General features: G+C 73.1%; 18 protein-coding genes and 2 tRNA genes. 11 read left to right on the top strand and 9 right to left on the bottom strand.

Features of this window, described 5'->3' with window-relative positions; genetic code table 11:
* Positions 1 to 4: 4 nt before the first annotated feature.
* On the top strand, positions 5 to 1,792 hold the full coding sequence (locus ACFZCP_RS17170) for an AAA family ATPase (protein WP_391427818.1): 1,788 nt from the start codon (positions 5 to 7) through the stop codon (positions 1,790 to 1,792).
* Positions 1,793 to 2,041: 249 nt separating this feature from the next.
* Here ACFZCP_RS17170 and ACFZCP_RS17165 read toward each other — a convergent pair whose 3' ends face one another.
* The 5 genes from ACFZCP_RS17165 to ACFZCP_RS17145 all read right to left on the bottom strand — a co-directional run bounded on the left by ACFZCP_RS17165 (position 2,042) and on the right by ACFZCP_RS17145 (position 5,044).
* Entirely contained in the window at positions 2,042 to 3,232 is a 1,191-nt protein-coding gene (locus ACFZCP_RS17165) for a ribonuclease inhibitor (RefSeq protein WP_391427817.1), read from the bottom strand.
* Positions 3,229 to 4,569, bottom strand: a complete 1,341-nt coding sequence (locus ACFZCP_RS17160) for an SDR family oxidoreductase (RefSeq protein WP_391427816.1) — start codon at positions 4,567 to 4,569, stop codon at positions 3,229 to 3,231. Before ACFZCP_RS17160 ends, ACFZCP_RS17165 begins: the two co-directional genes overlap by 4 nt.
* A 35-nt stretch (positions 4,570 to 4,604) precedes the next feature.
* A tRNA-Glu gene (locus ACFZCP_RS17155) sits at positions 4,605 to 4,676 on the bottom strand.
* A gap of 10 nt (positions 4,677 to 4,686) precedes the next feature.
* Positions 4,687 to 4,758 (bottom strand) — tRNA-Ala (locus ACFZCP_RS17150).
* A gap of 40 nt (positions 4,759 to 4,798) precedes the next feature.
* Positions 4,799 to 5,044 (bottom strand): WhiB family transcriptional regulator, encoded by a 246-nt coding sequence (locus tag ACFZCP_RS17145; protein ID WP_362683281.1) that lies wholly within the window; start codon positions 5,042 to 5,044, stop codon positions 4,799 to 4,801.
* Between the two features lie 285 nt (positions 5,045 to 5,329).
* Here ACFZCP_RS17145 and ACFZCP_RS17140 point away from each other — a divergent pair, with 285 nt between their 5' ends.
* Complete coding sequence (locus ACFZCP_RS17140; protein ID WP_362682536.1) at positions 5,330 to 6,121, top strand: VOC family protein; 792 nt, start codon at positions 5,330 to 5,332, stop codon at positions 6,119 to 6,121.
* Between the two features lie 320 nt (positions 6,122 to 6,441).
* On the opposite strand, the gene ACFZCP_RS17135 is transcribed toward ACFZCP_RS17140, so the two are convergent.
* A complete protein-coding gene (locus tag ACFZCP_RS17135; protein ID WP_391427815.1) occupies positions 6,442 to 7,548 on the bottom strand; it encodes a substrate-binding domain-containing protein in 1,107 nt (368 codons plus the stop codon).
* Positions 7,549 to 7,807: 259 nt separating this feature from the next.
* Here ACFZCP_RS17135 and ACFZCP_RS17130 point away from each other — a divergent pair, with 259 nt between their 5' ends.
* The gene (locus ACFZCP_RS17130) at positions 7,808 to 9,940 is read left to right on the top strand and encodes a HEAT repeat domain-containing protein (protein WP_391427814.1); all 2,133 of its coding nucleotides are present in this window, start codon (positions 7,808 to 7,810) and stop codon (positions 9,938 to 9,940) included.
* Between the two features lie 11 nt (positions 9,941 to 9,951).
* On the opposite strand, the gene ligD is transcribed toward ACFZCP_RS17130, so the two are convergent.
* Positions 9,952 to 10,971, bottom strand: coding sequence for a non-homologous end-joining DNA ligase (gene ligD, locus ACFZCP_RS17125; RefSeq protein WP_391427813.1), 1,020 nt, complete (start codon positions 10,969 to 10,971; stop codon positions 9,952 to 9,954).
* Between the two features lie 74 nt (positions 10,972 to 11,045).
* Between ligD and ACFZCP_RS17120 the strand changes: the two genes are divergently transcribed.
* Positions 11,046 to 12,128: an ATP-dependent DNA ligase gene (locus tag ACFZCP_RS17120; protein WP_391427812.1), complete on the top strand. Its 1,083-nt coding sequence runs from the start codon at positions 11,046 to 11,048 to the stop codon at positions 12,126 to 12,128.
* Positions 12,129 to 12,243: 115 nt separating this feature from the next.
* Positions 12,244 to 13,230 (top strand): DUF3048 domain-containing protein, encoded by a 987-nt coding sequence (locus ACFZCP_RS17115; protein WP_391427811.1) that lies wholly within the window; start codon positions 12,244 to 12,246, stop codon positions 13,228 to 13,230.
* Between the two features lie 14 nt (positions 13,231 to 13,244).
* Here the strand turns inward: ACFZCP_RS17115 and ACFZCP_RS17110 are convergent, their stop codons facing one another.
* Positions 13,245 to 13,712, bottom strand: a complete 468-nt coding sequence (locus tag ACFZCP_RS17110; protein WP_391427810.1) for a MarR family transcriptional regulator — start codon at positions 13,710 to 13,712, stop codon at positions 13,245 to 13,247.
* A gap of 180 nt (positions 13,713 to 13,892) precedes the next feature.
* On the opposite strand from ACFZCP_RS17110, the gene ACFZCP_RS17105 reads away from it, so the two are divergent.
* From ACFZCP_RS17105 to pcaD, 6 genes are all read left to right on the top strand, one after another.
* Complete coding sequence (locus tag ACFZCP_RS17105; protein WP_391427809.1) at positions 13,893 to 14,648, top strand: 3-oxoacid CoA-transferase subunit A; 756 nt, start codon at positions 13,893 to 13,895, stop codon at positions 14,646 to 14,648.
* On the top strand, positions 14,648 to 15,292 hold the full coding sequence (locus ACFZCP_RS17100) for a 3-oxoacid CoA-transferase subunit B (RefSeq protein ID WP_391427808.1): 645 nt from the start codon (positions 14,648 to 14,650) through the stop codon (positions 15,290 to 15,292). Before ACFZCP_RS17105 ends, ACFZCP_RS17100 begins: the two co-directional genes overlap by 1 nt.
* Before the next feature lie 386 nt (positions 15,293 to 15,678).
* Complete coding sequence (pcaH, locus tag ACFZCP_RS17095; RefSeq protein WP_391427949.1) at positions 15,679 to 16,452, top strand: protocatechuate 3,4-dioxygenase subunit beta; 774 nt, start codon at positions 15,679 to 15,681, stop codon at positions 16,450 to 16,452.
* An 8-nt stretch (positions 16,453 to 16,460) separates the two neighbouring features.
* Positions 16,461 to 17,063, top strand: coding sequence for a protocatechuate 3,4-dioxygenase subunit alpha (gene pcaG / locus ACFZCP_RS17090; RefSeq protein WP_391427807.1), 603 nt, complete (start codon positions 16,461 to 16,463; stop codon positions 17,061 to 17,063).
* Complete coding sequence (gene pcaB, locus ACFZCP_RS17085) at positions 17,060 to 18,400, top strand: 3-carboxy-cis,cis-muconate cycloisomerase (protein WP_391427806.1); 1,341 nt, start codon at positions 17,060 to 17,062, stop codon at positions 18,398 to 18,400. The genes pcaG and pcaB overlap by 4 nt, the downstream gene beginning before the upstream one ends.
* The gene (pcaD, locus tag ACFZCP_RS17080; protein ID WP_391427805.1) at positions 18,397 to 19,536 is read left to right on the top strand and encodes a 3-oxoadipate enol-lactonase; all 1,140 of its coding nucleotides are present in this window, start codon (positions 18,397 to 18,399) and stop codon (positions 19,534 to 19,536) included. The genes pcaB and pcaD overlap by 4 nt, the downstream gene beginning before the upstream one ends.
* 256 nt (positions 19,537 to 19,792) lie before the next feature.
* Here pcaD and ACFZCP_RS17075 read toward each other — a convergent pair whose 3' ends face one another.
* Entirely contained in the window at positions 19,793 to 22,480 is a 2,688-nt protein-coding gene (locus ACFZCP_RS17075; RefSeq protein WP_391427804.1) for an AAA family ATPase, read from the bottom strand.
* Positions 22,481 to 22,702 lie beyond the last annotated feature (222 nt).

Here is a 22,702-nt window from a genome sequence, read left to right as displayed (position 1 = left end):
GAAGATGACCACACACACCGAGACGACCACGACCTCCCGGCTGGAGTCGTTCATCGACGCGATGATCGACATGGGGCAGACCGGTCAGGTCTTCGGCGAGCACGGCATCGGCAAGACGGCGACGTTCTTCGCGCATCTGGCCCGCGCCCACCCGGACACCTCCCTGGTGTACGTCCCGGCGGCGAACCTGACGCCGGACGACCTGCTCGTGAACGCGCCCGTGCGCGATCCGCACACCGGTGAACTGGTGCTGCGCCAGCTGGTGATGAACCAGCTCACGCCGGGCCGGCCGTTCGTGCTGCTCATCGACGACTCACTGCAGGCGGGCGACACGATCCAGTCGCAGCTGATGCAGATCGCCTGCAACTGGACCCTGGGCGAGCACGATCTGCGTTCCCTCGGCTGCGTGGGCGTGTTCCTCACGGACAACGAGTCGCTGTCCGAGACGTCGGCCCGCCGCGGCGACCTTGCGCTGCTCGACCGGATGGTGACCCTGCGGATCACGGCGAACGACACCTCCTGGCGACGGCACCTGGCCGCCAAGTACCGCCCGTGGGACCTGGGAGCGGTGTTCACTCTGTGGGCGTCGCTCTCCCCCGTCCTGCGCGCACTGCTGTCCCCGCGCACCCTGGACCACATCCTGGCGAACGCCCGGGAGGGCTTCCCGCTGCGCTGGGGCCTGCCCCTGCTCGACGGCGAACGGCTGCGGCTGGCCGAGCCGGGCCCGGACGGCAGGCCCGGGCAGAACCGTACGGCCGAGATCCTCGACCGGATCGCCGAGGCCGTCGGCGTCGCCAACCCGGCGACGATCGCGGATCCGGTCCGGCAGGTCGTCCGGGCCGCGCTGCGCAACCGCTGGACCGTCCTGCTCCAGGGCCCGCCGGGGTGCGGCAAGACGGAGGCCGTGCGGGAGACCCTGCGCGAAGGTCTGGGCCGCGAGCCGCTGTACTTCTCGCTGCCCGTGACCAACGTCGAGGACCTGTGCGCGCCGGTCCCGTCCCCCGACGGCACGCTCGACAATCTGCTGGCGGTGAAGTTCACCGGCCCGGAGCCGAAGGCGATCGTCTGGGACGAGTACAACCGGCCCAAGGACAGGGCCGCGTTCGCCAAGCTGATGGAGATCACCCAGGAGTGGTCACTGGCGGGGCGGCGGATCGAGAACCTGCGCGCCCAGATAGCCGTACAGAACCCGCCGTACCACCTGGGCCGCAAGCTGCTGGTGTCCCGGAACAACATCGCCCAGGCGACCCGCTTCACCGCCTCGCTCACCGTGGAGCCCGAGGACGTCCCGGCCAACGAGTGGCTGCTCGCCCGCTACGGCTCCGACGCGGAGACGGTGCTGGAGTGGTGGAAGCACGACATCGACGACGAAGGCCGCGCCTGGATCACCAAGCGCACCCTGGAACGGCTCATCAAGCTGCACCGGCGTGGACTGCCGCTGGAGATGGGCACGGTCTACCTCGGCGACGGCGAGTACGCGCCCGTGCCGCTCACCGCCCTGATCGACCGCCTCAACGGCCGCCCGGTCACGGGACTGCGCGAGCTCGCCCGCGACGTGGCCGCCTGGGAGGCACGCCTGCGCCGGGCTACGGAGCACTCGGCCGAGGGCGGTGACGACAGCGACACCGTCCACCAGGTCCTCGCCAACGCGGAGCTTTCCCAGCTGAAGAAGCACCGGGGGGCGGTCGCCCGTCTGGTACGTCTGCTTCCGGCCAAGCTGCGGGCGACCTATCTGGTGGGCGCGTCGGAGAAACAGCAGCGGTTCTGGACGGAGGTGTTCACGACGATGTGAGGGGACCGAGAGCCGGCGCGGCCGGTGCTGCGGCGGCCGTACGGACCACCGCGGCGGGCGGACCGCGCGCGTTCCGGGACGGCCACACCGTCGCGCCGCAACGGCACGGAGCGACGACCGGACACCGGCGCATCACAACACCAGGGACGACGGCCGACCACCAGCGCATCACAACAACCAGGAACGACGGCCGAGTACCGGCGCATCACAACAACCCTGAGCGAGCGACGCCCGTCGGCCGCACCCTCCTCACCCCTCGTCCGGCGGCGCCGTGCGGTGCACGCTGCGGACCGCCGCCATGTCCGGCGGGACCGGGAGAGCGGGGATGTGGGTGCTGAGAGCGGCCAGGCGGTGCTTGATGCTGGCGGCGATACCGGTGCCCAGGCGGTAGCGGGTGGCGGTGCGGGCGTGGGCCGCGTGGTCGAGGAGGCGGTGGGCCTCACGGCTGCGCATGCCGGTGTGGGCGAGGACGAGATGGCCCAGTCGGTGCTCGGCCCGGGTAAGAGCCCGGCCGATGGCGTCGGCGGCGGCGAGGTCGATGTGGTTGTCCTCGGCCGCGAGGACCGCGGCGGCCCGGACCCGGCCGAGGTCGAGCAGGGTGACCCCGGCCGCCGCGGCTGCCGTGACCAACCGGACGACGGCTCGCGGGCCGATGCCGTTGCTGGCCACGGACAGCCGGGCGAGCCGGCCGTGCGGCGCGCGTTCCAGTGCCTCGGCGAGCCGGAGGGCACCGCCGTCGCCCAGCCGGGCGGCGGAGACGTACAGTTCGTCGACCGCGCCCGCGGCGAGTACGGCGGCCAGGGCCCGAGCGCCCGCCTCGCCCAGCGGATTGCCGCCCACGAAGAGCCGCTCGATCCGCCGCCCACCCTGCTCGGCCGTGAGCAGCGCGTCGGCGAGGACGGCGGTGCCCGCCGGGTCCAGGCCGGTCTGGACGAGGTCGAGGGTGCGCAACGACCGGGCGGACTCCAGGAGTTCCGCCGCCGCGTGCCCGGCGGCGCCGCCCAGCGGGTTGCGTTTGAGCCAGACACCGGTGACGACCTGCGGGGAGGCCCGCAACTGGTCGGCGATCCGGCAGGCACCGGCTGCGGTGATGCCGTTGCAGCCGAGGTAGAGCGTCTCGACGTCCGCGCCCGCCCCCGCCACGGCCTCGGCTCCGGCGTCGCCGAGCGCGTCCGTGCCGAGCAGCAGATGCCGCACCGGCGAGGGCCCCGCGGCCAGGGCTCCGGCGATCAGTGCCGCTCCCTCGGCGCCGACGCCCTGCTTGCACAGGTCCAGCCGTCCGTCCGGCAGGGCGGTACCGGCCGTGAAGTCCAGCCGTTCCCCCGCCGGATGCCCGGAGCGCAGCCAGTCCAGCAGCGGGGCGAGGTCGGCCAGGGGGCGCGGTTCGACCTCGGGCACCCCGGCGAACGGGGGCGTCCGCCCGCTCGTCTCCTCACTCACCACGCCGCCTCCTGGTAGTCCTTCAGGAACACGCCCGACACCGGGTCACCGGCCTCGCCGCGCACGATGGGGTCGTAGACCCGGGCCGCGCCGTCCACCACGTCGAGCGGGGTCCGGAAGCCCGCGTCCGCCATCCGGGCCTTCTTCGGCGCCGGGTTCTCGTCGGTGATCCATCCCGTGTCGACGGCGCACATGTGAACGCCCTGTTCGGCGAGTTCGGCGGCGCTGGTGCGGGTGAGCATGTTCAGCGCGGCCTTGGCCATGTTGGTGTGGGGGTGTCCGGCCATCTTGTTGCGGACGGCGAAACGGCCCTCCACGGCGCTCACGTTGACGACGTAGCGACGCGGGTGCGGCGAGGCGAGCAGGAGCGGCAGCAGCCGGTCGCACAGCAGGGCGGGGGCGAGCGCGTTGACGAGCTGGGTCTCCAGAACCTCGGCCGGATCGAGCGCGCCGAGCCGTGCCGACCAGGAGTTCTCGGGGGCCGGGTCCGGCAGCAGCCCGGCCTCGTCGGCCTCCCGCAGCGCGACCGGGAGAGCTGCTGCCGAGCCCGGCAGAAGCCCGATCGGGGTGAATCCGGGGGCCTGGCGTACGCCCGGGGGCAGCGTGCCGTGCTCGCCGGCGGCGAGCAGCGCATACGACTCGGGCGGCCTCCGGACCGTCTGGGCGGCGTTGTTGACCAGAATGTCCAGCGGCCGGTCCTGCTGTCCGAGGTCCTCGCACAGGCCGAGCACCTGGCGCGGATCGCGCAGGTCGACGGCGAGAACGGTGAGCCGGTCCAGCCAGCGCGCGCTGCCCGGTGCGGCTCGGAAACGGCGCACGGTGTCGTGCGGGAAGCGCGAGGTGACGAGCAGCTCCGCGCCGTCGCGGAGCATCATCAGCGCGAGCTGGAAGCCGATCTTGACCCGGCCGCCGGTGAGCAGCACGCGGCGGCCGGTCAGGTCGGTGCTCAGGGCCCGGCGGGCGGTGTTGTCGGACGCGCAGCGGGGGCAGAGCCGGTGGTAGAAGGTGTCGACCTGCCGATACGACGACTTGCAGACGTAGCAGGGGCGCGGCTTGTGGAAGACTCCGCCCGCGCCCCGCTCGGTCAGGGGTGCGTCCTCGCGCCGGTCCGGGGAGCCGGTGGCGGTCGCGGACATCGTTGCCGCGTCGGCGGCCGCGACCTCGGCTCCGCGCGCCTTGCGGCGCCCGAGCCGCCCGTCGCGGGCGAAGGACGCGGCGACCTGCTCGGCCCGCAGCCGTACCGGGTCGTCGACAGGCAGTGCCCGGAGCTTGCCCACCACCCGGTGGAAGTCCGCCAGCTCCGCCTCGGTGACGGTGTCGCCCGTCGCCTCGCTCATCCGTCCCGCCCCGCCCCTGTCCGTCGGTACCACAGTGGTCCCGACCGGATTCGAACCGGCGTGACCGCCCTGAGAAGGCGGCGAGTCTGCCTCTGCTCTACGGGACCCCGAGGCGCGCCCGGACGACCGGATTCGAACCGGTGTGACCCGCATGCCATGCGGGTGCGCCTGCCTCTGCGCTACGTCCGGACGCGTCCCCGGATCCTAGCCCCCGTGGCCGGAGCGGGTGTCAGTGGGACGTCCGCCGCAGAGCGAGCCGTTCCTTCTCGGAGAGGCCGCCCCAGACACCGAAACGCTCGTCGTTGTCGAGCGCGTAGTCGAGGCAGGCGGAGCGCATCTCGCACATGCCGCAGATGCGCTTCGCCTCGCGCACCGAGCTTCCGGGCTCGGGGAAGAAGAAGTCCGCCCCGGTCTGCGCGCACAGGGCCTGAGCCTGCCAGGCGGTGTCGGCCGGGGTGATGGTTTCGATGTGCATGGTCAGGATCGTGCCGCGCGGCGAAAAACGTTCGATCAACGTCGGCTCAACGCCGCGGCCGGAGCCCTGGACCGCCCCGATCATGCTCCACCGGGACGCGCCACCGCACGGCGGCGCGCGGCAGCAGGACGGAAACCCGGAGAATCCTGCGGGTCACCCAGGGTGACAGAGGGCATCGGCCCGGCGCACGGCGGCGCTCCGGCAGCGATTGTCAGTGGGCGGTGCAAGACTCGGCAGTGCAGCGGACAGGACCCGGCTCACGGGCCGCTTTCAAGGAGGGCGAAGATGCTCACCACCCGTTTCGTCGACGGCGCTCCCAACTGGATCGACGTCGGCACCCCCGACATGGAGGGCGCCCAGGCCTTCTACGGCGGCCTGTTCGGCTGGCGGTTCCAGTCGGCGGGGCCGGACGCCGGCGGCTACGGCTTCTTCCAGCTCGACGGCAGGACCGTCGCCGGCGGTATGCAGACCGGCCCGGAGCAGGGTCCGCCGGCCTGGACGGTGTACTTCCAGAGCGCGGACGCACAGGCCACCGCCAAGGCGGCCGAACAGGCGCACGGCAGCGTGCTGTTCCAGCCCATGGACGTGATGGGCCAGGGACACATGGCGGTCCTCGCCGACCAGGCCGGCGTGCCGTTCGGGATCTGGCAGCCCGGACAGACCAAGGGCGTGGACGCGGCGAACGAACCGGGTGCGCTGTGCTGGGTCGAGCTGTACACGCCGGACATCGCGGCTGCCGCCGCGTTCTACCACCAGGTCCTCCGACTGGAGACCTCGGGAGTGCCGTTCCCGGGCGGCACGTACACCTGTATCAATCCGGGCGGTGCCGGGGAGGACGCGATGTTCGGCGGGATGGTCCCGCTGGCCGACGACCCGACGGAAGCGGAGGCCGGCCCCTACTGGCTGCCGTACTTCGAGGTCGAGGACACGGACGCCGTGGTCGAGAAGGCGCAGCAGCTGGGCGGCACGGTGCGTATGCCGGCGACGACCCTGGAGGGTGTCGGCCGTATGGCCAAGTTCGCGGACCCGTACGGCGTCCGCTTCGCGGTGATCAAGAGCGAGCCGCCGCAGGGCTGAGGCCGCAGGGCGACTTCACGGCCATGACGGGGCTGCCGCCGGAGCGGAGCGGACACATGGCCGGCGGCACACGGCCCGGACGGCATTCGGCCCGGACGGGCACGCCGCCCAGGCGGACACGCGGCCCCGGTACGCGCCGGGCGGCATGGGGACGTAGCAAAGAGACGTAGGGCTCGTAGGGCACACGCGACCGCATGGCACGAATGCTGGCGTGGCACGGGAGGAATGCGCACCGCAGGCGGCCGGTGCAGCACAGGCGGTCGTGCAGCACAGGCGGTCGTGCAGCACAGGCGGTCGTGCTGCACAGCCGGAGCGCGCCCCTAGGCGGACACGCGGCGTATCAGCGTGGTCGGCAGGATCACGCCGGACGCCGTCGCGTCCGCCCCCTGCTGACCGCCCCCGTCACTCCCGCGGCCCCCGTCACTCGCGCCCCTCCCGCCGGACCGGTGGGGCCGGTCGGCCCGGCCGTCCAGCAGAAGGCGGGCCATCAGCCGGCCCATCTCCTCGATGTCCTGACGGACCGTGGTGAGCGGCGGATCGGTCTGTTCGGCGACGGGCAGGACGTCGTCGAAGCCGATCACGGCCACGTCGTCGGGCACGCGCCGCCCGCTCTCGCGCAGCACGCGCAGAGCACCGAGCGCGGTGAGGTCGTTTGCGGCGAACACCGCGTCGACGTCCGGGCAGCGATCGAGGAGTTCGCGCATGGCGCGCTCGCCGCCGCCCGGGGTGAAGTCGCTCTCCACGACGAACCTCGGGTCGGCGTCGCCGACGACGTCCCGGTAGCCGTCGAGCCGGTCCACCGCCGAGGTCTGGTCCAGCGCGCCGGTGATGTGCGCGATCCGGGTCCGGCCGAGGCCGACGAGATGGCGTACCGCCTCACGGGCGCCGCCCCGGTTGTCGCTGTCCACGTAGACGGGGCCGGGGACGCCGTCGCTCCAGTCGGGACGGCCGCCGAACACCGTGGGTACGCCCGCGTTCCTGATCAAGCCGGGCAGCGGATCGTCGAGGTGCAGGGAGAAGACGAGCGCTCCGTCGACATGACCGCCGGCCAGGTAGCGGGCCACGCGCGTGTGGTCCGCGCGGCCCTCCGTCAGCAGCAGCACGAGTTGGTTGTCATGAGCCGTCAACTCCTTGCTGATGCCGCGCAGTTGCAGAGCGAAGAACGGGTCGGCGAAGACCCGGGCCTCCGGCTCGGCGATGACGACGGCGACGGCGTCGTGCCGCTTGGTGACCAGGCTGCGCGCCGCCTGGTTGGGCACGTAGCCGAGTTCCTCGACCGCCTCGCGGACCCGAGCGGCGAGGGGCTCCCTGACGCCGTCCCCGCCGTTGACCACCCGCGACACGGTGGCGCGGGACACGCCTGCCCGCGCTGCGACGGCCTCCAGCGTGGGGCGCGACTCTGCCTCGCTCACTTCGGAACTCCTCATCGGCGGCTGGCGATCGGATCAGGATAACCGCGGTACGGTCCGGCCGTCGGGCCGGGAAACAGGGTGCCTCCGCCGTCCCCGGGCCGTGCCGTCCACCGGATGCGGCACGCGCCCTCGCCGAGGCCCCTCGTCCGAGGGCGGGTTGCCCGAGGGCGGGTTGTCCACAGGCCGGTTGTCCACAGGCCCGGCCCGATGCCGGTGGCGTGGGCCATGCTGTGATCGGTGGCGGAAGAAGCGCCATGGACCATGGGGAGGCACGGTGTTCAGGGGGATCGACGACGTCGACTGGGCGTCGATGAGCCATGCGTACACGCAGTCGGCGACCGATGTGCCGGATTTGCTGCGGGGGTTGGCGTCGCACGACCCGGTGCGCCGGGAGGTCGCGCTCGACGGGATGTACGGGGCGGTGCACCACCAGGGGGATGTGTACGACAGCACGGTCGCCTGCATCCCTTTCCTGTTCGAGCTGATCGGGAATCCTGCGTTCGCCGACCGGGGAGCCGTGGTCGGGCTGCTGTGCAGCATCGCGCACACCGCGGACGCCGTCGAGGAAGCGTACGCAGGCGACGAGGACGACGAGGATTTCACCGGGTTCGACGAGGACGACGAGGAGGAGTGGCTGCGGCACTCCTTCGCGGCGCGTGTCATGGTCCGCGAGCGGGCCGGGGCGTTCCTGCCCCTGCTCGGCGATCCGGATCCGGAGGTGCGGGCCGCCGTGGCGGACGCCCTGGCACGGCTTCATCCGGATCCGGCAGGGGTGTTCGGCGCGCTGTGCGACCGTATGCCCGCCGAGACGGACCCCGGGACCGCCCGGTCCCTGGCGTGCGCCCTGGGCACGCTGGCCGAGCGGTACCCGGTCGAGCTGGGCACCGAGGCGGCGCGGGTGCTGCAGGACGTCGTGTCCGGGACCCCCGATCCCCGGCTGCGGATGACGGCACTGACCCGGCTGGCACGCTGCGCGCCCGGCGAACTGCCCCCGGACACCGCGGACATCGCGCTGCACGTGATGCGGCTCGCCCACGAGGCGGACGAGCTGGGCCCGCCGCCTGCCCCGCCCGAGCGACCGCACACGGACACGCTGATCTCCCATGTGCGCGAGCTGCATGCGGAGCACCGGCGCAGCCTCGACCTGGACGACGCGGCGGACCTGCTCGAAGAGCTGGACACGGAGTTGCGCGACCGCGTCGACCTGCGCTGCGCCCTCCTCGTCGGCCAGTTGGGCAGCTCCGGCCCGCGCCGGCGCAGGCACGCGGTCGACATGGCGGGACGGCTGCTGTCCGGATGGCGGGCTCCGGACGACGAGCCGCTGCAGGCACTGGCCCGGCTGCTCACCGACGACGATCTGCGCGTGCAGAAGGCGGTGCTGTCGGAGCTGCGCTATCTGGCACCGGCGGCCCACCGCGTGTCCGAGGAGGTGATCGCCTACCTCCAGACCTGGGAGCACCGGCCGTGGGAGGCCGACACGCCGTTTGCCTCGCTGGCCGTCGGCATGGCCTTCGAGGTGCTGGCCCTTCAGGGCGACGACCGGGTCGTGCCGGCTCTCGCACGCATCCTGGAGGCGGTGGAGATCCCCGGACAACTGGCCCGCTGGATCAGGGCGTTCGGACCGGAGGGGGCGGCTCCGCTCGGCCCCGTGCTCCACAACCGCCTGGCGGGGCTCGACAACCGGACACCCTCCTCGGACCAGGGTCGCCTCATCGACGCCCTGGGGGCGCTGCAAGACCCCGGATCGGTGCCCTTGCTCACCCACGTCCTCGCGGAGGCCGAGCAGGTCTGCACGACGAAGGACGTCTTGCGCGCCCTCTCCGCATTCGGCCCCGGGGCGGCGGCCGAAGCCCTGCCGGTGGTGGGGCAGTTGTGGGAGGGCGTCAGCGTTGCCGACGAGCACCGCATCCATGTCGCCCACGCCCTGTGGGCGCTGACCGGCGACACGGAGGCCGTGCTCCCGGCCGTGCGCGCGAGCCTGCGGTCGCGGATGTGGAGTGAGCGGTCCGCGGCCCTCGACCTGATCTCGTCCCTCGGCCGTTCCGGCGCCGCACTCGCACCCGGGTTGCGCGAGATGATCGGCACAGGCCACACGCCCGCCAAGGCGGCCATCGGCCTGTGGCAGGTCACCGGAGAGGCCGAGGAGACGGTGCCCGTGATCGTGACCGAGTGGTCGGCCACTGCGGGCCAACGCCCCGGCATGGCCGCCTGCCTGGCCGCCATGGGACCGGCGGCCAGGCCGGCTCTGCCGCTGATACGCGCGGAGCTGGCCTCACCCCGCCGCCACACCAACGACGACTCCACGGGCAACATGCGCTACGACGTCGCCGCGGACGTGGCCCTCCAGACGGACTGCCGACGGGTGCTGGCCGGCTTCGGCGAGCACACGGACACCCCGGTGCGCTAGAGCGCGGACCGTCAGGACGTCTCCTCCCGCCGCGCCCGGCTCGGCTGGACCCGTTTCGGCTCGCCCGGCATCTTCGGGTACTCCGGCGGGTACGGCAGATCACCCAGGCCGTGATCGTGTTCGTCCCGGCGGGCCAGTTCCAGGAGGGCGTCCAGGGAGAAGGCGTGGTCGTCCATGTCGGCGTGGACGTCGCCGAGTTCGGCGAAGCGGGCCGGCATGGTGGCGAGGTCGAAGTCGCCGGGGCGGGCCACGCCGACCTCCTCCCAGCGCAGGGGTGCCGAGACGGGGGCGTGCGGGCGGGGGCGTACGGAGTAGGCGGAGGCGATGGTGCGGTCGCGGGCGGTCTGGTTGTAGTCGACGAAGATGCGCTCGCCGCGCTCCTCCTTCCACCACTTGATGGTCACCTGGTCGGGCATCCGGCGCTCCATCTCCCGGCCGACCGCGATCGCGGCGCGCCGCACCTGCGTGAAGGTCCAGCGCGGCTCGATGGGTACGAAGACATGCAGTCCGCGGCCGCCGGAGGTCTTGGGCCAGCCGCGCAGACCGCCGAACTCGTCGAGGACGGAGCGCAGTTCATGGGCGGCGCGCACGGCGTCGTCGTAGTCGGTGCCGGGCTGCGGGTCGAGGTCGATACGGAGTTCGTCGGGGTGGTCGACGTGGGTGCGGCGGACCGGCCAGGGGTGGAAGGTGAGGGTGCCGTACTGGGCGGCCCACACCACGGCGGCCTCCTCGGTGGGGCACATCTCGTCGGCGCTGCGGCCGCTGGGGAAGGTGATGTGGGCGGTGGGGATCCAGTCGGGCATGCCCTTGGGGGCACGCTTCTGGTAGAACCACTCGCCGTCGACGCCGTCGGGGTAGCGCTGGAGGGTGGTGGGGCGGTCGCGCAGGGCGCGCAGGATGCCGGGGCCGACGGAGGCGTAGTACCGGGCGAGGTCCAGCTTGGTGAATCCGCGCTCGGGGAAGAAGACCTTGTTCGGGCTGGACAGCCGTACGGTCCGGCCGGCCACGTCCAGTTCCACCGCATCACCCATGCGGCCACGGTAGGCGCCGGGGACATACCACGCATACCGGGCGGCGAGGGGTGTGTGCGAGCAGAATCTGAGGCATGGACCTGCCGGTGATGCCGCCCGTGAAGCCGATGCTCGCCAAGTCGGTGGCGAAGATCCCCCCGGGCATGCACTACGAGGCGAAGTGGGACGGGTTCCGGGCGATCGTGTTCCGCGACGGGGCCGAGCTGGAGGTGGGCAGCCGCACCGGGAAGCCGCTGACCAGGTACTTTCCGGAGCTTGTGACGGCGTTCGGGGAGCGGGTGCCCGAGCGGTGCGTGCTGGACGGGGAGATCGTGATCGCACGGGAGGGGCGGCTGGACTTCGATGCGCTGACCGAGCGGATCCATCCGGCTCACTCACGGGTGCGGATGCTGGCCGAGAGGACCCCGGCGTCCTTCGTCGCCTTCGATCTGCTGGCGCTGGACGACGAGTCCCTGCTCGACGTGGAGCTGACCGGCCGGCGGGCGCTGCTGGAGCGGGCGCTGTCCGGTGTGAGCGCTCCGGTGCATCTGGCGCCGGCGACCACGGACGTGGACGTGGCGTACCGGTGGTTCGAGCAGTACGAGGGTGCCGGTCTGGACGGGGTTGTCGCCAAGCCGCTCACTCTGCGGTATCTGCAGGACGAGCGAGCCATGTTCAAGATCAAGCACGAGCGGACGGCGGATGTCGTCGTGGCGGGCTACCGCCTGCACAAGAGCGGGCCGGTGGTGGGGTCGCTGCTGCTGGGTCTGTACGACGACCGGGGAGCCCTCCAGCACGTGGGGGTGTCGGCCGCCTTCTCCATGAAGCGTCGCGCCGAGCTGGTCGAGGAGCTGGAACCGCTGCGCCTGGACGATGTGAGCGGGCATCCGTGGGCGGCCTGGGGGCAGGAGGCGGCCCACGAGACGGCCCGGCTGCCGGGGGCGCCCAGCCGCTGGTCGGGCAAGAAGGACCTGTCCTGGGTGCCGCTGAGGCCGGAGCGGGTGGCGGAGGTGGCGTACGACCACATGGAGAACGGCGCCCGTTTCCGGCACACCGCCCGCTTCCGCCGGTGGCGTCCGGACCGCACCCCCGACAGCTGCACCTATGCCCAGCTGGAGGAGCCGGTGCGCTACGACCTCGCGGAGATCCTGGGGCAGGGCGACCGCCCGCCGGGGTAACCCGGTGCGCCCGTTCGGCCCACTGAACGCGCACGACCGGTACTGACCGGGTATGGCCTGCCGTGACCCGATGAGCACACAATCGACAGATACGAACGGGGTGACAACGGTGGGCATGGGGCACAGGGCGCGCAGGAGACGCGCCGCACTGTCGGCGGCACTGGTCGCCGTCACACTGACGGCCTCCCTGACGGCCGGCTGCACACGGCACCGCCCGCCCGACGACGCCCGCACCCCGCACAGACCCACTGCGCCGACCAGCCCGGACACGCTCGCGTCCGCGGCGGGTTCACCGCTCGCCGTGAAGATCGACAACGTGTCCGCGGCCCGCCCGCAGACGGGACTCGGCGCGGCGGACATCGTGTATGCGGAGCAGGTCGAGGGCGGACTGAGCCGTCTGATGGCGGTGTACGCCGGCAGCCTTCCGAAGGCGGTCGGGCCGGTGCGCAGCGCCCGCGAGTCCGACCTGGAACTGCTGCGCCAGTTCGACGAGCCGACCCTCGCCTTCTCGGGGGCCCAGCGCGCGCTGCTGCCGCTGATCCGGCAGGCGCCCCTGCACGCCGAGTCGCCCGACGAGGCCGCCGACGCCTACTACCGCGCCCCCGGCAGAGCAGCACCCCACAACCTCTATCTGCGCCCCGCCCGGCTGCTGGCCACCGCGCCGGGCAGGGGCGCGCTGACCACCGGATTCCACTACGGCCCGGCGCCCTCTGGCGGCACGCCCGAGACCTCACGGACCGTGCGCTATCCGGCGGCGCGCTTCACCTTCACCTGGTCCGCGCAGCGTGGTGGCTGGCTGGTCTCGATGGACGGCACGCCCACGACGACGACCGACGGCGGGCGGCCCGCGCCGCCGACGGTGGTCGTGCAGTACGTGAAGGTCCGCTCCTCCGGGTACCACGACGTGCTCGGCAACCGTACGCCGTACACGGAGACGGTCGGTTCGGGGAAGGCCGAGGTACTGCGGGACGGGCGCTCCTTCGACGCCACCTGGTCGCGGCCGTCCGCGGCCGGCGGCACGGTGTTCACGGCGGCGGACGGCGGCCGGATGAACTTCGCCGAGGGCCAGGTGTGGGTGGTGTTCGCCGCGGCCTCCTCCTGACCGCGGCCGCGGGCTCAGCCCTGCTGGGCCGCGAGCGGCTCCGCCGGGTGGCGCAGTCCCTCGGCCGCGTCCGCGACCCGGCGGATCAGGTCGAAGAAGACGGTCTGCTCCTCGGCGGAGAGCGGGGCGAGGAAGACCTGGTTCATCCGGGCCGTGCGCACGGTCAGCTTCCGGTGGGTGCGCAGCCCGTCGTCGGTGAGGCGGAGCAGAAAGCGGCGGCCGTCCTGCGGGTCGCGCACCTTGCGCAGCAGCCCCCGCCGGCCGAGGCGGCTGATGACCTCGGCGATGGTCGACCGGTCCAGGCCCACTCGCTCCCCCACGGTCCGCTGGTCGAGGCCCGGCTCGGCGACGAGCGCGTTCATGACGGCGAACTGCGGCGAGGTGATCTCTTCCGAGACCATGGTGTTCCACAGCAGGTAGTGCGCCTGCTGAAGCCGCCGGGCCAGGTGCCCGGGATGAGTGGCGAGGTCCACCGCGGCCATGTGCACTCCCCTGGTCAATTCGTAGGTGCACTGAACGATAGCGTCCCGCTCCTCCGCCTGTCCGCCTCCCGAAACCGGCGAACGACAAGGCCTTGACTGCTTCTGCATCCGGTGGCAGCGTGAAGAGCACCTCGCCCAAATACTCAGTGCACTGATTAATTGCAGAGAGGGGCTTCACGGATGGACAAGGTGGTCGCCACTGCCCCGGAGGCGGTGGCGGATGTGCCGGACGGCGCGTCCGTCGCGGTCGGCGGCTTCGGACTGAGCGGTGTGCCGAACATGCTGATCCAGGCGCTGTACGAGCGCGGCACGGCCGGTCTCGGCGTGGTCTCGAACAACTGCGGCGCGATGGAGTCCGGCCTCGCCGTGCTGCTGGCGGCGGGCCGCATCGCCCGGGTGACCGGCTCCTACATCGGCGCGAACAAGGAGTTCGCCCGCCAGTACCTGGCCGGTGAGCTGGAGGTGGAGCTGATCCCGCAGGGCACGCTGGCCGAGCGGCTGCGCGCGGGCGGAGCCGGAATCCCCGCGTTCTACACCCCCGCAGGCGTGGGCACCCAGATCGCCGAAGGCGGGCTGCCGTGGCGCTACGACGGCGAGGGCGGTGTCGCGCTCGCCTCGCCGCCGAAGGAGGTGCGGGAGTTCGACGGCGCGCCGTACGTCCTGGAGCGGGGCATCCGCACCGACTTCGCGCTGGTCCGCGCTGCCAAGGGCGACCGGCACGGCAATCTGGTCTTCAGCAGGTCCTCCCGGAACTTCAACCCGCTTGCGGCCATGGCGGGGCGGGTGACCGTCGCCGAGGTGGAACAGCTGGTCGAACCGGGCGAGATCGATCCGGACGCGGTGCACCTGCCGGGCGTCTTCGTGCAGCGTGTGGTGGTGCTGACCCCCGAGCAGGCCGCGGACAAGAGGGTCGAACAGCGGACGGTGAGGACCTGATGGCCCTGACTCGCGAGGAGATGGCCGCCCGCGCGGCCCTCGAACTGCAGGACGGCCAGTACGTCAACCTGGGCATCGGGTTGCCGACGCTGATCCCGAACCATCTGCCGCCGGGCGTCGAGGTGGTCCTGGAGTCGGAGAACGGCATCCTCGGCACCGGCCCGTACCCCACCGAGGACGAGGTCGACCCGGACCTGATCAACGCCGGCAAGGAGACGGTGACGGTCCTGCCGGGCGCCTCCTTCTTCGACTCCGCGCTGAGCTTCGCGATGATCCGGGGCGGCCACATCGACGTGGCCGTGCTCGGCGCGATGCAGGTGTCCGAGGGCGGTGACCTGGCCAACTGGGCGGTCCCGGGCAAGCTGGTCACCGGGATCGGCGGCGCGATGGACCTGGTGCACGGCGCCCGTCGGGTCGTCGTCGTGATGACGCACACGGCCAAGGACGGTTCTCCGAAGATCGTGGAGCAGTGCACGCTGCCGCTCACGGGCAGGGCGTGCGTGAACCGGATCATCACGGATCTGGCCGTGCTGGACGTCACGGAAAAGGGGCTCCTCCTGGTGGAGACGGCGCCGGGTGTGAGCGTCGAGGACGTCGTCGTCAGGACCGACGCCGCACTGACCGTCGGGGAGAACGTGCCGTGAACCCCCTCCACGTCCTCGACGCCGTCCGGACCCCGATCGAGCACTGGGACGCCGTCCAAACCCCGATCGACCGCTACGACGGCGCACGGTCCCCGGTCCGGCCGGACGGCCTCGGTGCACGGTCCCCGGTCCGGCCGGGCAGCTTCGGCGCACGGTCCCCGGTCCGGCCGGACGGCGTCGGTGCACGGTCCCCCGTCCGGCCGGGCAGCCTCGGCGCCCGCTCCCTGCGCGCACCCCTCGCCCACACCACCCCCGCACCGGGCCCGGCGCGCGTCGTGGACACCCACCCCGGCCACGCCGACGGCAGCGGCGTGACCACCCACCGCATCGGCGCGGGCCAGGGCCTCGCCCCGGTCCCCGAACGTCAGGAAGCGTCAGGTAGCTCCATGGCTCCCACCCAGCAGGACATAGACCAGGAGATCGCGGCCGAGCACGCCGCGTACGAGAAGCGGACGGCCGGCGGCGCCCCCGTCGAGCACCACCCCCGCCGCGACTACGCCCCCTACCGCTCCTCGCTGCTGCGCCGCCCCCGCCGGCCTCCGGTCGCCATCGACACCGCCCAGGACCCCGAGGCGGTGGAGCTGTACTCCCCCGCCTTCGGGGAGCGCGACATCACCGAGACCGACAACGACCTCACCCGTCGGCACACCGGCGCGCCCATCGGCGAGCGGATCACCGTGTCCGGACGGTTGTCGGACCGCGCCGGACGTCCCGTCCGCGGCCAGCTGATCGAGATCTGGCAGGCCAACTCGGCGGGCCGCTACGCCCACCAGCGCGAACAGCACGACGCTCCGCTGGACCCCAACTTCACCGGCGTCGGCCGCACCCTCACGGACGGCGAGGGCCGCTACCGCTTCACCACCATCCGGCCGGGCCCCTACCCCTGGCGCAACCACGTCAACGCCTGGCGCCCGGCGCACATCCACTTCTCGGTCTTCGGCACGGCGTTCGCCCAGCGGCTGGTGACGCAGATGTACTTCCCGAGCGACCCGCTCTTCCCGTACGACCCGATCCTGCAGTCCGTGACGGACGACGCCGCCCGGCAGCGGCTGGTCGCGGCCTACGACCACGGCCTGTCGGTTCCGGAGTTCTCCCTCGGCTACCGCTGGGACATCGTGCTGGACGGCCCCGCCGCCACCTGGGCCGAGGAAGGACGCTGACCCGGGCCATGACGAAGACCGACACCGGCAGCCCCGAGAGCGTGCCGCCCACCCCGTCCCACACGGTCGGCCCCTTCTACGGGTACGCGCTGCCGTTCCGCGGCGGCGAGGAGATCGCGCCCCTGGCCCACCCCGGCACGATCACCGTGCACGGCCACGTCCTCGACGGCGAGGGCGGGCCCCTGCCGGACGCGTTCGTGGAACTGTGGGGCCCGGCCCCCGACGGCACGGTCCCGCAGGCGGACGGCTCGATGCGGCGGGACCCGGCCACCGGTGGCCATCTCGGCCGCAACGGCGTGGAGTTCACCGGCTGGGGCCGCATCCCGACCGACGCCGGCGGCCACTGGTACGCGCGGACCCTGCGGCCCGGCGCACGCGGGCGCAGCGCCCCGTACCTGAGTGTGTGCGTCTTCGCCCGTGGCCTGCTCGTGCACCTGTTCACCCGGATCTATCTGCCGGGCGACGGGACGGCACTCGCCGCCGACCCGCTGCTCGCCCGGGTGGGCGAACGGCGCGACACGCTGATCGCCCGCGACGAGGGCAACGGCACCTACCGTTTCGACATCCGCCTTCAGGGCGAAGGCGAGACGGTCTTCCTGGAGTTCCAGTGACATCTACGTCTCCCCCGTACGCCGACACCGGTCTGCTCGCCCCCGAGTGGGCCCTGTCCGCCGCCGCCTCCGAGACCGGCGACCACGCGTATCTGCGGGCGCTGCTCGACGCGGAGGCCGCGCTGACCCGGGCGCAGGCCGGGCTGGGGCTCGTCCCGGACGGGGCCGCGGCGGCGGTGACCGAGGCGGCCGACCCGGCGGGATTCGGCATCCGTTCCCTGGCGGCACGCACCCCGGCCGGCGGCAACCCGGTCATCCCGCTGGTCGCCGATCTGACGGCGGCGGTCGGCGAGGAGTACGGCCCCTACGTCCACCGGGGCGCGACCAGCCAGGACATCATGGACACGGCCACGATGCTGGTCGCGGCCCGTGCCCTGGCACCGGTCCTCGCCGACCTGGGCCGCACCGAGCGGGCCCTGGCCGGGCTCGCCTCCGAGCACCGCGACACGCCGATGCCGGGGCGGACGCTCACCCAGCACGCCGTACCGACGACGTTCGGACTCAAGGCGGCCGGCTGGCGCGCGCTGGTCCTGGACGCACGCGACCGCATCACCCGGGTGCGGGACACACTGCCCGTCCAACTCGGCGGCGCGGCCGGCACCCTGGCGGCGTTCCAGGCGTACGGCGCAGGGGACCCGGCCGATCTGACGCAGGCGTACGCCCGTGAAGCGGGGCTCGCCGCACCGGCGTTGCCCTGGCACACGCTCCGCACACCCGTCGCCGACCTGGCCGGCTGCCTGGCCTTTGCGGCGGGGGCGCTGGGCAAGCTCGCCGCGGACGTGCTGACCCTGTCGCGCACCGAGATCGGCGAGCTGGCCGAGGGCAGCGGCGGCGGTTCGTCGGCCATGCCGCACAAGGCCAACCCGGTGCGGTCCACGCTCCTCGCGGCCGCCGCCCGGCGCGCGCCGCAGCTCGCGGCGACCCTGTACGGCTGCCTGGCCGCCGAGGACGAACGGCCGGCCGGTGCCTGGCACGCCGAGTGGGAGCCGTTGCGCGACCTGCTCCGGCTGGTGGGCGGGGCGTCCGCCCACGCGGCCGCTCTGGCCGAGGGGCTGCGCGTGCATCCGGCCGCGATGCGCCAGAACCTCGACGCGACCGGGGGCCTGATCGTCTCGGAACGGATCTCGGCGGCACTCGCCCCCGCTCTCGGACGTGCACGGTCGAAGGAGCTGCTGGCCCAACTCGCCCGCCGCGCCCACGAGGAGAACCGTCCCCTGCGGGAACTCCTCGCGGAGCTGGACGAGTCGAAGGACGCCGACCTCGACGAACTCACCGACCCGGCCCACTACACCGGCTTCGCCGGTTTCCTCACCGACCGTGCCCTGGAGCGACGTTGACCGTGCACCTCCTCAACCACCTGGCGCAGGGCCCGGCTTCCGCTCCCCCGCTGCTGCTCGGGCCCTCGCTCGGCACCTCGTACGCCCTGTGGGACGCGGTGGCGCCCGAGCTGTCGGTCACCCACCGGGTGGTGCGCTGGGACCTGCCCGGGCACGGCGGCTCCCCGGCGGACCTGATCGGGCCCGGGGCGACCGTCGGCGATCTCGCCGCGCTGGTGCTGGAGCTCGCCGACGCGCTCGGCATCGAGCGGTTCGCCTACGCGGGCGTGTCCCTGGGCGGCGCGGTCGGCCTGCATCTGGCCCTGCACCACCCCGAGCGGCTCGGCTCCCTCGCGGTCATCTGCTCGTCCTCCCACTTCGGCGGCAGCGCACCGTGGCGGGAGCGTGCCGCACGGGTACGCCGGGACGGCATCGAGTGGCTGGCTCAGAGCGCCGACGCACGCTGGTTCACGCCCGGCTTCACCGTGCCGCGGCTGGTCCGGGACCACCGGGAGGCCGCCCCGGAGGCGTACGCCGCCTGCTGTGACGCACTGGCCTCGTTCGACCTGCGCGACCGGCTCGCCGGCATCTCCGTACCCACCCTGCTCGTGGCGGGCCGGCAGGATCCGGCGACGCCACCGGCTCATCTGCGGGAGATCGCGGACGCGGTGCCCGGGGCCGCCCTCGTGGAGCTGCCGGAAGCTTCCCACCTCGCGCCCGCGCAGTGCCCTGACGCCGTCCTGTCCGCCCTGCGCACGCAGCTGAACGGGGCCCCCGCGAGCGGGATGGCGGTGCGGCGGGAGGTGCTCGGCGAGGCGCACGTGGACCGGGCACAGGCCCGGCAGACCCCGTTCACCGCCCGGTTCCAGGACTTCGTCTCCCGCTGTGCCTGGGGGGAGATCTGGACCGATCCGACGCTCTCGCGCCGCGAGCGGAGCATGATCACGCTGACGGCTCTGGTCGCGCAGGGGCACCACGACGAACTGGCGATGCACGTCCGGGCGGCGCGGCGCAATGGGCTGACGCCCCAGGAGATCGGGGCGGTGCTGCTGCAGACCGCCGTGTACTGCGGGGTGCCCGCGGCCAACTCGGCGTTCGCCACGGCTCAGCGGGTGCTCGCCGAGGAGGAGACGGCGGAGCCGGACGAGTCCCGCTGAGGCACAGGGGTGCCCGGCCAGAGGCGGGCGAGCCCCACCGTGGCCCCGTGGGATGCACCGGTCGCGGACGAGTCCCCCTGCGGCACAGGGGGTTCGCCGCAGGGGGGCGAGTCCGTCCCGCTGAAGCCCGTGGCGTGCACCGGAAGCGGGCGAGTCCCGCTGGGGTATGCCGTGCGCCGGGGACGGCACGCCGATCCGCCGCCGGCCGCACACGATCAACCGCGCACCGTCTGCAGCCGGCGCAGAGCCGTACTCCCTACCGCAGTCCCCGGCCCGTCTCCAGTACGTCGCGCGCCTGTGTCACCAGCCCGTCCGCCCCGCACGAGCGGGCGAGTGCCAGGCCCCGGTTGAGTTCGGCGACCGAGCGGGCCGCGATGCCGTACTCGACGCGGGCGGCCGCGTGTTCGTACTGGCAGGGCGAGGCTTCCAGATAGGCGACGGCCTGGGCGGCGAGGCGTACCGCGCTCTGCCCGGTCTCCAGGGCCGCGGCACAGCGCAGAGCCTCGCCGATGGCGGTGTCCGTGCCGAACCGCTCGGCCTGGCGTCGGGCCTCACCGACGAGCTGGGCGGCGCGCGCCGGGTCCCGTGGGGCCAGGGCCCGGGCGAGGTCGACCATCCAGGGGACCATCACCGGGTTGTGATGACCGCGTACGGCCGCCGCCTTTCCCGCCGCTTCCAGTTCGTCGACCGCGTCGTCGATGCGGCCGACGGCGAGCAGCAGCCTGCCGCGCACGGAGCGCGGGTCGGGCAGCACGATCGTGGAGGGGTACGGCGGTGCGAACCCGTACTGTTCGGCGAGCGACCACGCCTCGTCGACCTGGCCACGGGCGAGCAGCGTGTCGACGAGATTGCAGGTGGCGGTCCAGTGCAGGGGCAGCCTGCGGCCCACGCGCTCGGCCAGGCGCAGTCCCTCGCGCAGGGACGCCTCCGCCTCCCTGAGCCGGCCTCGCCTGCGGTGCCCGACACCGACGTAGGCATGGGCCAGGGCGAGGTGGCCGCCGCCCCACCGGGCGCTCTCGTAGGTGCGCAGGGCTTCGGTGTACAGCGCCTCGGCGCGGTCGAGCCGGTCGGCGTAGGCATACGCGTTGGCCAGCATCAGCAGGAGTTCGATGCCCCACTCGGTGTCGGTCCAGCCGAGCCCCGGTGCCAGGCGGCCGTTGACGAGCGCCCGGTCGCACAGCTCGGCGACCTCCTCGGCGCTCTCGCCGTGGGTCATGGCGTCGAAGCCGCGCAGGATCAGCAGCGCACGCTCGGCGTTGTCCCGGCCGGTGCAGTTCCGGGCGAGTTCGGCGAGGCGCTCGGAGCGTCCCGGTGAGGTCGACTCGCCCGCGTAGATGCCCTCCCACATGTACTGCACCGCCTGCAGCCGCATTCGGGCGGGGCCGGGTTCGTGGCGGGCCGCCTCGGCCTCGACGGTACGGACGGCCTCCTCCAGCTGGTCGTTGTGGAGCAGCGCCTGGGAGAGACGGAAGACGGCGTCGACGCGCTCGGTACCGTCGAGGCCGGGCATGGCGAGCGCGTTCTGCAGGTGGTCGATGGTGGTGGCGGGCGCGGTCAGCAGCGTGGCGCAGCCCAGTTCGTACAGGACACGCGCCTGCACCTCGGGCTCGGGCGGTTCGAGCAGGGCGCGTTCCAGACAGCGGCGGGCCGCGTCGGGCGCGCCGACGGCCAGGTGCTCGCGGGCGGCCTCGCGCAGCTGCTCGACGAGTTCCTCGTCGTCGTCCGGGTGGACCTTCAGCAGATGCCGGGAGGCCGCGGCGGCGCCGTGTCCGGTCTCGGTGAGGATCTGCGCGGCGACACCGTGCATCGCGGTGCACACGCCGGGCGGGATGGAGTTGTAGACGGCGGTCGCGATCAGCGGGTGGACGAACTCCAGTTCGCCGTCGTCCGTCTCGGCGCCGGCCGCCGGGTCGGGTTCGGTGAGGATGCGGGCGGTGCGGAGCAGGTCGGCGCAGCGCTCGGCGATGTCGGTGTCCATGGAGGCGAGCCGCGCGACCAGGTCGACGGAGATGCCGGTGCCGAGGATGGCGGCGGCCCAGGCGAAGCGGGTGGCCTCGATGCCGAGTCCCTTGAGGCGGTCGACCAGGCCGCCGCCGCGGGCGGAGCGGTTCAGGGCGCGCAGTTCGCCCGCCCGGGCCTCGACGGGTTCGACCTCGCTGTCCTGCACCTTGGCGAGAAGCTCGACGGTGTCGTACGGGTTGCCGCCGGTGACGGCCCAGACCTCGCGGCAGAACGGGTCGTCGGCGTGCCGGCCGACCGTGGCGCGGGTGATGCCGGCGGCCGCCTCCGGGGTGAGGGCGTTCAGGTTGTTGACCGGGCGGCCCGCGGCGGCGGCCACCGCGTCGAGGTGGCGGGCGCTGTCGCCGCTCACGTCGCCCGGGCGGCGGGCGACCACGACCAGCACGGACAGATCGTCCAGACGCTCCGCGAACGCGGCGAGCCAGCGCAGGGTCTCCTGGTCGGCCCAGTGCGCGTCGTCGACGAGCAGCACCAGCGGCCACTCGCGGCGGGCGAGCCGGCGCACGGCCGCCACGAGTCCGTCGCAGACGTACTGGGGGTCGGCGCTGCCCTCTCCCGGGTCCACTATGCCGAGAGCGGGACCGGCGATGTCGTACCAGTCGCCGAGGTATTCGCGGGCCTCCTCCGGCAGGAGGGAGACCAGCGCGGGCTGGAGCAGCTGGCGCACCACGTTGAACGGGACCGACCGCAGGGTCTCGCCGCCGCGCGCGGACCACACGGTGCAGCCGCGGCGCTCGGCGATGCGGCGCGTCTCGACCAGCAGTGCGGTCTTGCCCAGCCCGGCCTCGCCGCGGAAGACCAGCAGGCTTCCCGCCGACGACTGGTCGGAGCACAGGACGTCCAGCGCCTGTGTGACGGTGGCGATCTCCGCGTCCCGCTCCCACAGGGAAGCCGAGCCGACCGTCGGCGGCCGTCCCTCCGTCATCCCGATACCTCCCCAGGTCGCCCGAATGACGTACAGACCACGAGCGTAGCCGTCCGGTGGGATGTGTGGTGGCGGGTCCGGGCAGGTGTGGCCCCGCCGGGTGAAAGTGGGTGCGGGCAGGCGACGCACACCCGGCCGGACCAGCCGGTGTACAGCGGACGATCCGTCAACAGGGCCTGGAATGAAGCTGATTTTCGAAGACCGCAGGGACAACGGCGACGA

This window comes from Streptomyces sp. NPDC007971 (assembly GCF_042958635.1).
In the GTDB taxonomy this organism is placed as follows: domain Bacteria; phylum Actinomycetota; class Actinomycetes; order Streptomycetales; family Streptomycetaceae; genus Streptomyces.
This window is presented reverse-complemented; position numbering and strand designations above follow the sequence as displayed.